The organism is Priestia aryabhattai, assembly GCF_023715685.1.
Lineage (GTDB): Bacteria > Bacillota > Bacilli > Bacillales > Bacillaceae_H > Priestia > Priestia aryabhattai_B.
Window position 1 is genome coordinate 1 of the sequence record NZ_JAMBOQ010000003.1, and the last position, 13,147, is coordinate 13,147.

The following is a 13,147-nucleotide window of genomic DNA, read 5'->3' on the forward strand; positions in this document are numbered from 1 at the left end:
ACTATATTACCTATTACAACAATGCCCGTATTCAAACGAAACTAAACAACCGGTCACCAGTACAATACCGGCAAATGGTTGTTTAAAAGGTGCTTTGATTCCTGTCTCACAAACAGGGTGCAGTCCCACGGTTCCGCCGAGGGTTCTTTTTCCGGAGTATGCAGCTTTTTATACATCGTTGATAAATCAACGTTTTCTCAGTAGGTGGAGAAGAAACTAATGTATAAGAAGTGCACCTTTTATTCATATGCTCGTTCCTATAAGAATAGTCTTTTTGAATGATTACAGATGAGGAAATAACCCGTGAATACCTTCTGCAATCATTTGTATAGCCATCACTGCCAGTATTAATCCCATTAACCTTGAGATAACATTTAAACCATTCTGTCCGAGCTTGTTGATAATAGATGTAGAATAATAGAAAAGGATAAAAGTAACTCCTAATATAAGGGTGTAACTAATGAATACACTCCCTAGATTTGCTATCGAATAAGAACTGTGAGACATGACTGTCGCAATTGTTCCGGGTCCAGCCATAATCGGCAGAGCAAGGGGGGTGATGGAAATATCATTTTGGGAAGCTGCAGCTTTTTGTTCATGCGAATGAGGACTTTGTGCATTAGAAGGTTTAGCATGAAGCAAGCTATAGGCGATGCCAAAGATTAAGATTCCTCCTGCTACACGAAAAGCATGTATGGTGATCCCAAAGGCGGAAAAGATAAAACTTCCTAAAAGTAAAAATAGGGTAAGAATAATAAAAGAGATAAAGACAGCCTTCCTTGCACTATGACGTCTTTCTTGAATAGAATAATCATTCGTAAGAGTAATGAAAATAGGTATGTTTCCTAGTGGATTCATAACAGCAAAAAATGAGATAGTAAGTTTAAGAATTAAAGCTAACACTGTAAAAACTCCTTTCATCTTAATAGTACATACCCATTTAGCTTACTTCGTTAACCTATCCACCTATATTTTCACTTTTTAATAGAAAAAAGGACCCTGTAAGGTCCTTCTAGTATTTGCTTAGTTGACTAATGCAGCATTTAATTTAAGTGAATGCCTTAAAATTATGTAGATTAATTAGTCAATTATCAAAACAAGTTTACCATTTCCTATACCTTTTTCTAGTTGTTTAAAGCCCTGCGATACTTGCTGTAGTGGAAAAGTTGTACCAATAACTGGACGAAGTGCACCACTTGTTAGCATGCCAATTACACCATGAATACTTTGTTCATATTCATCCTTTGGTGCATTCCAAAGAGCTGTTGCTAAAATATCACATTCTTTTTGCATTGCAAGGCGTGGGTTTATGTCTATTGAACCACGGTTTCCAACAATTATAATTTTACCGAATGGTGCAATCAGCTTTAAATCTGTTTCTAAATTCTTATTTGCTAAAAACTCAATAATTACATCAGGTCCATTGCCATCCATTAAGGCTAACATATCTTCAATCGTTGCTTCTGTCACATGATCAGTGACAAAATCTGCACCAGCTTGCTGAACCATTTTTTTACCCTCTGGCTTGCTTGCTGTTCCAATCACTTTAGCACCGTTAGATTTCGCCATTTGTACAACCTGCAATCCAACTCCACCACTGGCTCCATGAATAAGCACGGTTTGACCGGGCTTCAGGCAGGCACGTTGAAATAGCGCACGATAGGCGGTTAGTGCAGGTACCCCTAATGCCGCACCTTGTTCAAAAGATACATGGGATGGTAATGGATGAACCAACGTTGCATCACATACTACTTTTTGGGCAAAGGTGCCTGTATTTTTACTTCCCATTAAAGACGCAATAAATACACGATCACCGACATGAACATTTGTAACTTCTTCTCCAATCGCCTCCACAACCCCTGCCCCGTCTAATCCTGGAGTATAAGGCAACTGAGGTATACTAAACGCATATGTACCTGATAATGTGTAAGTATCACTCGGATTGACACCTGCCGCATACAAACGAACACATACTTCTCCCTTTTCTGCTACTACATCCTTAACGTCCGTAAATACTAATTTCTCAGGTCCACCAAATTGTGTGACTTGAATTGATTTCATGTTCCAAACCTCCTTGTTAATTATTATATATCGAAAGGTTTGAAATTACAGTAATATCAAGGTTTGAATTACTAGTTTTCACAAATTTGGACATTTTGAAACAAAATCAAATACACCGGCCGTAAAAGTATACGTTTACGGACTTTTCTTTTGTATAAGAAATCTATCATTTTTATCGTTCGTTTAAACTTTAAAATAAATTACGAACGTATTCTAAAATACACACACTTTTACGAACGTTTTTAGTAGGTTAAGAGGAAGAGAAAAACAAAAGGAGTATAAAAATGGAAAACAGAAGATGTGGATACATACGTGTGAGCAGTCGAGATCAAAATGAAGGTCGTCAACTTCAAACAATGCAAGAAGTTGGTATTTCTCCCCGTGATATTTTTTAGAAAGAGACTCGTCAATAAGAAGTCTTTGCTTAATAAAACAAAGACTTCTTAAAGAGAGAAGTAGTTCACAAGTGTAACTACTTCCTTATAGTTTTATAATAGTCTTTTATGATGATACTACTGTATGTTGTTAATTCTTGATTGGTTGAAGATACTCAGTTTTGGGTAGTAAAATTTGATGAGATACGGGAGAAGCAATAATCAAAGATGTATTGACTTTACCATAAAGGGTTAAACGGTTTGTAAAGTCTTCTACCTGTTTTATGGATGAAACTGCCGTTTTCATAAAATAACTGTTTATTCCGGTTATCCGATGACATTCTAAAATATCTTTTTCCTCTTTGATAATTTCTTCAAATTGCTGAGTTTTTATTTTTAAATTCTCTATTTGAATAATTGCTTTTACACTTTTTCCAATTGCGTCAGGTGGAATAATTACCATAAAACCTTGTATCACACCATTTTTTTCTAAACGTTGTAGTCTTTTTCTTATACTTAATTGACTTAGAAGTAATTTTTTAGACAATTCATTGACAGTAATTCTACTGTCTTCTTGTATAAATTGCAGTAAGCTACGATCAATCAAATCCATTTTCATCACTCCATCTTCAAATGAAATTGTTCCTATATTCCTTTATAAAGACACTATTAGCATGAACCTAAAAAGGATACTTGACTATAGATGATTATTATATTAATAAATTAATCGTTAAATTCATTTTTAATCTTGATGATTAGAAATAAACCGAATTTAAGATAATAAGTTAAAAAATTAAATAGGTGACTTGTAATACCATAACAGAAAATTCTTCCACGCAAGACGATACTATACTATAAGTCCAACATTATATACCTAATATGTATCAAAGGTTCAACGAAGCACTTGTTGTTTATTAGAATTACAACTTCCACACCCTCCACAATTCACCTGTAGATTTGTTTTGCTGCAATTTGTCTTTGTTTCTTCGAGATGTTCTAAAATATTTCCAAGAAGATCATTGACACTATCGCTGACAATGTTTTTACCGTTGACTATTGCAAATGGCTGTACTAAACATTGGCCGCAATAAAGTAAACATTTTTCTTCTATAATTTCTGCATTTGAAATTTGTTGCAATTTCTCTTTTACATCATAGAGCTCTTCTTCAAAATTACAAGGGCAAAATTTAACAGTATATTCCATTTCATTCTCTCCTTTAGGCTAATGATTTGTTGATAAGATTTAGAATGATTTTACAAATTATTTTTAAAAAGATGCAAGAGTATACAGCGACGCAGTCGTGCTTTAGCACGTTAAGGAGGAAACCTTTCACAGAATAAACGCTTCAATGTAAGCGCTTGCTTAATGAGAAAACTAGTTATAATATTTAGATTGTTGGAAATATTATCCCCTTATTTGGGAATAAAACTATTCATCTATTAAAAAATAGGAGGTTGTTTCAATGTCAGAAAAAGTATTAGAAACGAAAAAAACAAAAAAAGAAGAAATCTTTCCGGTGCAAAGCATCCACCACTTAGAACTATATGTAGGGAATGCAAAGCAAGCTGCTTATTATTATTCAAATGCCTTTGGTTTCAAAATTAAGGCTTACCGCGGATTAGAGACAGGTTGTCGTGATCGTGTTTCTTATGTGCTTGAACAAGGAGCAATTCGTCTAGTGGTTACGGGAAGTCTTGAGGAGAGCACAGATATCGCTGCATTTGTAAAACTACATGGTGAGGGAACAAAAGACATTGCATTAAAAGTTTCTGATATTGAAAAGACATATAAGGGAGCAGTTGAGCGAGGAGCAATTGCCATTCGAGAGCCATGGTCTGAAGAAGATGAGAATGGAATTGTTAAGAAAGCGATTATTGGTACGTATGGGGACACTGTTCATACGTTAGTCGAGACAGTAAATTACAAAGGCAGTTTCTTACCAGGGTATCAATCTTATGAATTAGAGACTGGTACATCTTCTACGGGAATCATTGGCATTGACCATATCGTAGGAAACGTAGAGATTATGGATGAGTGGACAACTTATTACGAAAAAGTATTTGGTTTCAATGTACTTAAACACTTTGATGATGAAAACATCTCAACAGAGTATTCAGCTCTTATGTCTAAAGTAATGATGAATGGAACAGGGCGTATTAAGTTTCCGATTAATGAGCCAGCGGAAGGAAAAAGAAAATCACAAATTCAAGAATACCTAGACTTTTACAAAGGCCCAGGTGTTCAGCATCTAGCATTACTTACAAACGATATTATTAAAACAGTTAAAGCGTTGAAAGACAATGGTGTAGAGTTTCTTGACACACCAGCTACTTATTATGAAGAACTAAGTGAACGAGTAGGAAAAATTGATGAAGATCTACAAAAGCTTCAAGAACTTAGTATTTTAGTTGATCGCGATGATGAAGGATATTTACTTCAAATTTTCACAAAACCTATTGTAGATCGTCCGACTTTGTTTATTGAAATTATCCAACGTAAAGGTGCCCTAGGATTTGGAGATGGAAATTTTAAAGCACTATTTGAATCCATTGAACGTGAACAAGAACGTCGAGGAAATATTTAAGGTATAGTTAAAGCTAACTCAAGATTTGTTGTTTGGTAAATATGAGAAAGAAAGGAGGAATACGTCATGAATATAAAGAGTATAGCTGAAAGTGGTGTTGAGATGAGCGAGAGCTCGAAATTGAAAGCTAGTATCCATGCTTTTTTATCAAATCTAATTGATTATGCTGGGTTGTTTCCACCCGCTAATTTATCCCTGGACATCTCAATAAAAAATTACAAAGAATTTCAAATGTGTAAAGATTCATGGATGCTAGGACGGTTTATCATTCCTATCTCACAACTAAATCAACTTACTCCGTATGTATCAATGTTTTCAAAAGAACGTCCATTAATTATCTCAACTTTAGGATCTAGGAGTAATAATAAGATAGAATGTCTAAATAGCCTACATGCGGATCTTGAAGTAGTTAGGGCTTTTCATAATGAATATAAGAGGAATATCAAAATTGACATATGTGAGATTCCTCTCCCGCCTCATATACCTGACCGTGCTTTATTGCAAACTATTGCAAAAGCAACAGACAAGAGTGGGCTCCAAACCTTTTGTGAAGCGACAATGCCTTTAGATAGGGACTGGAAATCTAAGATACTTGAAACTCTGGATATTATTGCTGCGCATAATAATGAAAGCGATCTCTTACTAGGGTTTAAATTACGGACTGGCGGAGTTACAGCAGAAGCATTTCCAACTTCTCAGCAAGTAGCAACCGTACTTGTTGGATGTCGTGATCGAGATATTCCCTTAAAGTTTACAGCGGGATTACATCATCCAATTCGTATGTATCGTGAAGAAGTGAATACACAGATGCATGGTTTCCTCAATGTTTTTACAGCGGGGATGCTAGCTTATGTCAAAAAACTAGATATAGTATCAACAGTAAAAATTCTTGCTGATGAGAAATCAAAGAATTTCAAATTTACTGATAAAGGATTACAATGGCACGATTTAACCGTCCCAACTTCTGAAATTATAAGATTACGAGAAAAATTACTTTGTTCCTATGGAAGCTGTAGTTTCGACGAGCCCCGTGAAGACTTACGTACATTAGGAATTTATAGTATAGAGGAGGATTTGAGATGATGAAGTCATTTATAGAGGTAGATCCCAAATCTCATTTTCCCATTCAAAACCTTCCTTACGGTGTATTTCGCCCCCTTATGATGGGGGTTCCCCGTATTGGAGTTGCTATTGGTGATTATGTATTGGATCTTTCCGTGCTAGACGCTGAGGGATATTTTGATGGTACGGCTGTAGAGGGGAAAGGAGTTTTTGAACAAGCTTCCCTTAATGAATTTATGGCTCTTGGAACTAAAGCATGGCGGGAGGTAAGGGGACGTATCCAACAATTACTACGTGAAGATGAGTCAATTTTACGGGATAACTATGCTCTTCGTGATATTGCTTTAATTCCTCAAAAAAATGTCAAAATGCTTTTGCCTGCACAAATTGGGGATTATACAGATTTTTATGCTTCAAAAGAGCATGCAACTAATGTAGGGATTATGTTTAGAGGAAAGGAAAATGCCCTCATGCCGAATTGGACTCACTTGCCAGTTGGGTATCATGGACGAGCTAGTTCAGTGGTTCTTAGTGGTACTGATGTAAGGCGTCCACAAGGACAAATGAAACCAGCGAATGCAAATGCACCTTTATTTGGTCCAAGTTGTCAACTTGATTTGGAATTAGAGATGGGATGGTTTATTGGTCCAGGTAATGAGAGAGGGGAAAACATTGCTTTAGAAAATGCTGAGGAACAAATCTTCGGTCTTGTATTAGTCAATGACTGGAGCGCTCGAGATATCCAATCCTGGGAATATCAACCGCTTGGGCCATTCTTATCCAAGAGCTTTGCTACTTCAATTTCTCCTTGGGTGGTGCCACTTGAAGCTCTCGAGCCTTTTAGAGTAGCTGGACCAGAGCAGGAGCCAGAACCGTTACCTTATTTACGTACAAATAAACCTGGTTCATTTGATATTCATTTAGAGGTGAATCTTAAGGGAGAAGGAATGAAAAATTCCAAAACCATCTCTACAAGTAACTTTCGTTATCTTTACTGGTCCATGGCTCAACAGGTTGCTCATCATACAGTAGGGGGGTGTAATTTACGTCCTGGTGATTTGCTTGCTTCGGGAACAATTAGTGGACCTGAAAAAGAGATGCGAGGAAGTTTATTGGAGCTAACATGGCGGGGAACTGAGCCGATAGAAATAGAAAATGGAGAGCAAAGAGTTTGGTTAGAAGACGGAGATCAGCTAACGATTACAGGGTGGTGTCAGGGAGAGGGATATAGGATTGGATTTGGGGAAGTGACAGGTCGTGTTCTACCAGCCCTTAAACAATCTTATACCTTATCCCACATTTAACTCGTAAAGCTCGTTCAGTATGCTCCAAGACAGATGTGTTTGGGAATGACCAAAGGGATTAGAGTGAACTGATGGGCTTTACGACTAGGTAGAACTTATGTTTGAAGGTAGAGAAAAAGAGTTGGAGAGCTCACTGTATCAGTCTGTAACAAAATTACATAGAACAGGGTGGGGGAAAGCATGGAATTACTGGAACATAAAATCATCTCACGGAAAGAATTAGAAGGTCTTGATGTTTATAAACCAGGTAAGCCTATTGAAGAAGTGAAGCGAGAATTAGGTCTTAATCGCATTATTAAACTTGCTTCGAATGAAAATCCATTAGGTTATTCACCAATGGCAAAAGAGGCCATGATAAAAGAAATGGAAAATTTAATGTTTTACCCGGAAGGAACAGCGCCTGTTCTGGTAAAAAAGATAGCGGAACAATTAGAAGTTAAGGAAGAGCAAGTTATAACAGGGAATGGGTCAGATGAAGTACTTCGTTTGCTCACACGCAGCTATATCCGTTCTGGAGACGAGGCTATCATGGCAGACGTCACATTCCCTCGTTATGAAACGAATGTCATCATCGAAGGGGGCAGGGCGATTAAAGTACCACTTGTGAACGGGGGGCACGATCTTGGAGGTATGCTCGCTGCTATTACGGACAAAACGCGCATGATTTTTGTGTGTAACCCAAACAATCCTACTGGAACGATTGTTGGAAAGAGGGAACTGACATCATTTATTGATCAAGTTCCTAATCATATACTGCTTGTTGTTGATGAAGCTTATTTTGAATATGTGACAGCAGAAGACCACTTGGATACGGTGCCACTTATTCACTCTCATGCAAACTTGATTGTCTTACGTACTTTTTCAAAAATTTATGGATTGGCTGCTCTACGTATTGGTTACGGAGTGATGCATTCAAATTTTGTACAGGAACTTATTAAGGTAAAGGAACCCTTTAACACTAATCGTATGGCACAAGTTGCAGCCATTACCTCTTTGGAAGATTTAGAGTTTGTTAGCAAGTGTAAAAAAGAGAATGAGAAAGGAAGATTATATATTTCAGCAGAGGTCGAAAAAATGGGTCTCAGCTATTTTCCATCCCAAGGTAATTTTGTAATGATAAAGCTAAATTCATCTGGTGATAATGTGTTTCAATCGTTACTGCATAAAGGAATTATCGTTCGTTCCGGAGGAGTATTGGGACTTTCAAACACAATTCGTGTATCAATCGGAACAAAAGAAGAAAACGAAGCGTTTATCCAAGCACTTCGCGAAGTAATACAATAAGAGAGGAGCAGTGTTTATGCCGCATTATGTAAAGATGGGGAAGGTTCCTGCTAAACGCCATACACAATTCCGAAAAGAAGACGGGAGCTTATACTATGAGCAAGTGATGGGAACAAAAGGTTTTTCGGGTATTCAATCACTCATTTATCATATCAATCCCCCAACACAAGTAAGAGAGGCTAAAAAAATCACAGAAATCCATTATGAGATTGAAGAAAAAGAGGCACTTAAGCATCGTCACTTTCACACTTGGGAAACCGAAGCAGGAGGAGATTTCCTTGAAGCAAGAAAAATCTTTATGGTTAATGATGATGTAGCGATTGGAGTTGCCCGGCCAACACAACAAATGTCATATTTTTATCGCAATGGAGAAGGCGATGAAATGCTGTATGTTCATGAAGGAAAAGGAAAAATAGAGAGTATCTTTGGTGAACTGTCTTTCCTTCCAGGTGATTACCTAGTTATTCCTATTGGTACTACATATAGAGTAGTTCTAGAATCAGAACAAGCACGATTTCTCATTGTGGAATCAAACTCAGCTATCATGCCTCCAAAACGCTATCGTAATGAGCATGGTCAACTTCTAGAGCACTCTCCCTATTGTGAGCGTGATTTAAGAACACCAGAAAAACTAGAACCAAAGGATGAACGAGGAGAATTCGAGGTTCGTGTGCGGGCTCAAGGTATGTTGACTTCTTATTTATTTGACTTTCATCCATTAGACGCTGTAGGTTGGGATGGGTATTTATTTCCTTATGCTTTTAGTATTCATGATTTCGAACCAATTACAGGTAGAATTCATCAGCCACCTCCAGTTCACCAAACATTTGAAGCTCATAACTATGTAATTTGTTCATTTGTGCCACGATTATATGATTATCATCCAGAGGCCGTTCCGGCTCCTTATGTGCACAGCAACGTAGAAAGTGATGAAGTATTATACTATGTGGATGGAGAGTTTATGAGTAGGCGTGGAATTGAAGAGGGATCTATTACTCTTCATCCAAGTGGGCTGCCACACGGTCCACACCCAGGGAAAATGGAAGAAAGCATCGGGAAAAAAGAAACGCGAGAACTAGCTGTTATGATTGATACATTCCGACCGCTTCATGTCGTTAAGCAAGCGCATCGTTATGAAGATTCTTCTTACATGCAGAGCTGGTATAAATAGAAAAAATATACTGGGTTAAATTTTAGAGCAGATATCATAACCTTTATGCTTTTTGTGCCGGGCGTTATTTAAACGCCCCGCTCCCTTTTATTTAATCATTATTGAAGATAACTTGAAGCATGCTATTAAACTTTTTAAAGATGAGTATTCATGAAAACAGAAAAGTGGTATGGGAATAATCTAATAGATATATTAGTGAATTTTTTCCTTTTTTAATTATTAAGGCCACTAATACGCTTATTCTAGAAGAAGTGCAAATCATAAAACAAATATTCCATTTTTGAGGGGAGAACCTACATGGATTTATTTCGAAAAAAGTCAATTTCTCATATGTTGGCCAGTGTTCAAGAAACAGATAAATCTTTGAACAAAGTACTTGGAGCTAAAGATTTAACAATGATGGGGATTGGCTGCATTATTGGCACAGGAATTTTTGTTTTGACAGGAGTAGCCGCTGCAGAACACGCAGGACCGGCTCTTGTTCTTTCGTTTATCTTTTCAGGACTTGCCTGTATATTTGCTGCGCTATGTTATTCAGAGTTTGCTTCTTCTATACCGATTTCTGGTAGCGCTTACACTTACAGTTATGTTACTTTCGGTGAAATGGTGGCCTGGATTCTTGGTTGGGCATTACTGTTGGAATATGGACTTGCAGCTTCGGCGGTTGCTAGTGGCTGGTCAGGTTATTTTCAAGGCTTATTAAGTGGGTTCGGGTTGAAATTACCACTTGCTATAACAAGTGCTTACGATCCCGGAAAAGGGACCTTTATTGATGTTCCAGCTATTACCGCTGTTTTAGTTATTACCTTTCTGCTCTCTCGTGGTTTACGTGAATCTACACGTGCAAATAATATTATGGTTGTGATTAAGATTGCTGTTGTTCTCTTATTCATCGTCGTTGGAATGTGGTATGTAAAGCCAGAAAACTGGACACCATTTATGCCATTTGGTTTCTCTGGGGTAACAGCGGGTGCTGCATCTGTCTTTTTTGCTTACCTTGGCTTTGATTCTATAGCTTCTGCAGCCGAAGAAGTAAAAAATCCTCAGCGCAATATGCCTATCGGGATTATTTCTTCCCTTGCTATATGTACGATCTTATATATTATTGTTTCCTTCATTCTAACAGGTATTGTTCCCTTTACTGAATTAAATGTGAAAAACCCGGTAGCTTTTGCTTTAAGCTATATTCACCAAGATTGGGTAGCAGGCTTTATTTCGGTAGGAGCTTTGACAGGAATGACAACAGTGTTACTTGTACTTTTATACGCACAAACACGTTTGTTTTTTGCTATGAGTCGGGATGGCTTATTGCCTAAAACAATGTCTAAAGTCGATTCAGTAAAGAAAGCCCCTATTATAAATACGTGGATTACAGGAGTCCTAGTTGCAATTTTTGTTGGATTCATCCCTTTACATAGATTAGCTGAACTAGTTAATATCGGAACACTCTTTGCGTACTTGGTTGTTTCGGTAGGCGTATTGGTTTTGCGTAAAACACAACCTGAACTACCACGTGCTTTCAAAGTCCCATTTGTTCCGTTTATACCTATTATCTCTATGTTATTTTGTGGCTACCTTATGTTTAATTTACCAATGGCCACTTGGATTGGATTCGGAACCTGGTTGGTGATTGGCCTTATTGTTTACTTTATATTTGGTTACAGAAATAGTGAATTAGGAAAAAGGGAGAAAAATTTGAAAGCTGATAAAGAAATAGATAAGAGAGAGATTCTATAAGCCTTTTGCATGCACTTATCTAATTAATATATTCAAGTTAATTAAAAAAGTCTATCTTAATACACGTAATCTTCTATTCATTAACTGCCTTAGGACAAACAATTTCGTGCAGTAGAATCTGTTCAATCAAACATTTTATTATAAATAAAGCTAAAAAGGATGCCTATTGGCATCCTTTTTGTAGGTGAAAATCGTTTCATTTACCGTCTCTCTAAATACGAATATTTTTTATGCGATTTGTTCACACTAAGTGCCTGACTATATTGTGTGTTATCTAGAATTTTTAAGTAGCTTACTTATTGGTTCCTTTTACCGCCCTTGTAATCCATTTCTTCCTTTTCTCTAATTATGTTTAATAACTATGGATTTTTTGAAGGATTTTAGGTTTTTAAGTCCAAGTAATAGGTTAATATTGACTTATAAAGCGACTGAAGGGTGTAGAAATGGAGGAGAGTAAGTTGCCTAACAAAGAATATCGATACTATTTTATAAAGTTAGGTAAGTTATATTATGTAACTGAATTATGTAGACACATAAAAAGGAAAGAAATATCCAGTTACGAATTTACAAATGATGAATTGGTTGCGTTCCCCTTTGACACACAGTCCATTGCGAAACAGACCGCAGATGAATGTGGTGGTTATATTGTAGTCAGAAACGCTACATTTGAGGATTATATTAGTCAAGGAGAACGATGGAGCAATTATATAGATTATAAAGAGAAAAATACCTGTAAGGTCTATACTGTTAAGTAAATGGTAAACTATTTCTGCTATAATACTTTTAATATTTATATAAAATGTAGAAAAAGCGCCCATTTGGGATGATGGATACAGTCAATCAAAAAAATTAACAGAAGAAATGGTCAACGAAGCAGAAAAGAAGTTGGGTGTGAAGTTACCAGAATCCTATATTGAGTTATGTAAAATGCAGAATGGGGGCTATTTAAAATACTGTAACTACCCTACCTCTATTCCAACAAATTGGGCAGACGATCATGTAAATCTCCCTGAGATTTATGGAATAGGGAAAGAAGGCATTTTATCTAGTGATTATTATATAGAAGAATGGGAGTTACCAAAAGATATTGTTCTACTATGCGGAGAGGGACATTGGTGGGGTGCATTCGACTATTGGAATACAAAAGATAATCCTCCTATAATTTATATGGATTTAGAATGGGGAACAGACACACTTATTTTTGAATTAGCTCCTGATTTTGAGACCTTGGTAAATAGCTTATTTATTTATGAAGATGAAGAATGATTACATTTATACAATACAAAGGAACTGGCATTCAATTGTCGGTTTTTTTGTATTAGTTTCATATGATTTGATTCACCAAGCTCTCCCTTCTCCTCATTACGTTCTACTTTAGTCCTTGAGACATCTTTTAATCTCTCGTCCATTGCATGAAAAAATAAACCTCTAGGCCAATCCCCGACATAAAAAAAGAGCACATATTCTATGACCATCTATCGATTACCTACTGCGGTAAATTTTCCTTTTCGTTTATTAGGGTAAACATGCAACCTTACTGCGGTAGCTATTTAGTATCTAAAGAATAGC

General features: G+C 36.7%; 13 protein-coding genes and 1 pseudogene. 10 read left to right on the plus strand and 4 right to left on the minus strand.

What is annotated here, in order from left to right:
* Window positions 1-86: IS3 family transposase (locus tag M3225_RS13210; RefSeq protein WP_251396070.1), on the plus strand; the 86-nt coding region annotated here is incomplete at its 5' end.
* Window positions 87-282: 196 nt separating this feature from the next.
* Here the strand turns inward: M3225_RS13210 and M3225_RS13215 are convergent.
* Together M3225_RS13215 and M3225_RS13220 are read right to left on the minus strand one after the other, a co-directional pair.
* A complete protein-coding gene (locus M3225_RS13215) occupies window positions 283-921 on the minus strand; it encodes a MarC family protein (protein WP_285885572.1) in 639 nt (212 codons plus the stop codon).
* A gap of 159 nt (window positions 922-1,080) precedes the next feature.
* A complete protein-coding gene (locus tag M3225_RS13220; protein WP_251394428.1) occupies window positions 1,081-2,061 on the minus strand; it encodes an NADPH:quinone reductase in 981 nt (326 codons plus the stop codon).
* A gap of 284 nt (window positions 2,062-2,345) precedes the next feature.
* Between M3225_RS13220 and M3225_RS13225 the strand changes: the two are divergent.
* A pseudogene (locus M3225_RS13225) lies at window positions 2,346-2,453 on the plus strand (recombinase family protein); the annotation flags it as partial.
* 133 nt (window positions 2,454-2,586) lie between these two features.
* Here M3225_RS13225 and M3225_RS13230 read toward each other — a convergent pair.
* Window positions 2,587-3,048: an Lrp/AsnC family transcriptional regulator gene (locus M3225_RS13230; RefSeq protein ID WP_251394430.1), complete on the minus strand. Its 462-nt coding sequence runs from the start codon at window positions 3,046-3,048 to the stop codon at window positions 2,587-2,589.
* A gap of 279 nt (window positions 3,049-3,327) precedes the next feature.
* Window positions 3,328-3,639 (minus strand): DUF1450 domain-containing protein, encoded by a 312-nt coding sequence (locus M3225_RS13235; protein ID WP_251394432.1) that lies wholly within the window; start codon window positions 3,637-3,639, stop codon window positions 3,328-3,330.
* A 259-nt stretch (window positions 3,640-3,898) separates the two neighbouring features.
* On the opposite strand from M3225_RS13235, the gene hppD reads away from it, so the two are divergent.
* The 8 genes from hppD (at window position 3,899) to M3225_RS13275 (ending at window position 12,844) form a co-directional block, all read left to right on the plus strand.
* The gene (hppD, locus tag M3225_RS13240) at window positions 3,899-5,020 is read left to right on the plus strand and encodes a 4-hydroxyphenylpyruvate dioxygenase (RefSeq protein ID WP_251394434.1); all 1,122 of its coding nucleotides are present in this window, start codon (window positions 3,899-3,901) and stop codon (window positions 5,018-5,020) included.
* A 66-nt stretch (window positions 5,021-5,086) separates the two neighbouring features.
* Window positions 5,087-6,103 (plus strand): hypothetical protein, encoded by a 1,017-nt coding sequence (locus M3225_RS13245; protein WP_251394436.1) that lies wholly within the window; start codon window positions 5,087-5,089, stop codon window positions 6,101-6,103.
* Complete coding sequence (fahA, locus tag M3225_RS13250; protein WP_251394438.1) at window positions 6,100-7,386, plus strand: fumarylacetoacetase; 1,287 nt, start codon at window positions 6,100-6,102, stop codon at window positions 7,384-7,386. The genes M3225_RS13245 and fahA overlap by 4 nt, the downstream gene beginning before the upstream one ends.
* A 180-nt stretch (window positions 7,387-7,566) precedes the next feature.
* Window positions 7,567-8,670 carry a histidinol-phosphate transaminase gene (gene hisC / locus M3225_RS13255; protein ID WP_251394440.1) on the plus strand — a complete coding sequence of 368 codons (1,104 nt, stop codon included), beginning with the start codon at window positions 7,567-7,569 and terminating at the stop codon, window positions 8,668-8,670.
* A gap of 16 nt (window positions 8,671-8,686) precedes the next feature.
* Window positions 8,687-9,841 (plus strand): homogentisate 1,2-dioxygenase, encoded by a 1,155-nt coding sequence (locus M3225_RS13260; RefSeq protein WP_251394442.1) that lies wholly within the window; start codon window positions 8,687-8,689, stop codon window positions 9,839-9,841.
* A gap of 297 nt (window positions 9,842-10,138) precedes the next feature.
* Window positions 10,139-11,578, plus strand: a complete 1,440-nt coding sequence (locus M3225_RS13265; RefSeq protein ID WP_251394445.1) for an amino acid permease — start codon at window positions 10,139-10,141, stop codon at window positions 11,576-11,578.
* Between the two features lie 458 nt (window positions 11,579-12,036).
* Window positions 12,037-12,333: a hypothetical protein gene (locus M3225_RS13270; RefSeq protein WP_251394447.1), complete on the plus strand. Its 297-nt coding sequence runs from the start codon at window positions 12,037-12,039 to the stop codon at window positions 12,331-12,333.
* Between the two features lie 106 nt (window positions 12,334-12,439).
* Entirely contained in the window at window positions 12,440-12,844 is a 405-nt protein-coding gene (locus M3225_RS13275) for an SMI1/KNR4 family protein (protein WP_251394449.1), read from the plus strand.
* Window positions 12,845-13,147 lie beyond the last annotated feature (303 nt).

Excerpts from the sequence above, each read along its gene's own strand:
- M3225_RS13215 (WP_285885572.1), bottom strand. The coding sequence starts at position 921 with ATGAAAGGAGTTTTTACAGTGTTAGCTTTAATTCTTAAACTTACTATC.
- M3225_RS13220 (WP_251394428.1), bottom strand. The coding sequence starts at position 2,061 with ATGAAATCAATTCAAGTCACACAATTTGGTGGACCTGAGAAATTAGTA.
- M3225_RS13230 (WP_251394430.1), bottom strand. The coding sequence starts at position 3,048 with ATGGATTTGATTGATCGTAGCTTACTGCAATTTATACAAGAAGACAGT.
- M3225_RS13235 (WP_251394432.1), bottom strand. The coding sequence starts at position 3,639 with ATGGAATATACTGTTAAATTTTGCCCTTGTAATTTTGAAGAAGAGCTC.
- hppD (WP_251394434.1), top strand. The coding sequence starts at position 3,899 with ATGTCAGAAAAAGTATTAGAAACGAAAAAAACAAAAAAAGAAGAAATC.
- M3225_RS13245 (WP_251394436.1), top strand. The coding sequence starts at position 5,087 with ATGAATATAAAGAGTATAGCTGAAAGTGGTGTTGAGATGAGCGAGAGC.
- fahA (WP_251394438.1), top strand. The coding sequence starts at position 6,100 with ATGATGAAGTCATTTATAGAGGTAGATCCCAAATCTCATTTTCCCATT.
- hisC (WP_251394440.1), top strand. The coding sequence starts at position 7,567 with ATGGAATTACTGGAACATAAAATCATCTCACGGAAAGAATTAGAAGGT.
- M3225_RS13260 (WP_251394442.1), top strand. The coding sequence starts at position 8,687 with ATGCCGCATTATGTAAAGATGGGGAAGGTTCCTGCTAAACGCCATACA.
- M3225_RS13265 (WP_251394445.1), top strand. The coding sequence starts at position 10,139 with ATGGATTTATTTCGAAAAAAGTCAATTTCTCATATGTTGGCCAGTGTT.
- M3225_RS13275 (WP_251394449.1), top strand. The coding sequence starts at position 12,440 with ATGGTCAACGAAGCAGAAAAGAAGTTGGGTGTGAAGTTACCAGAATCC.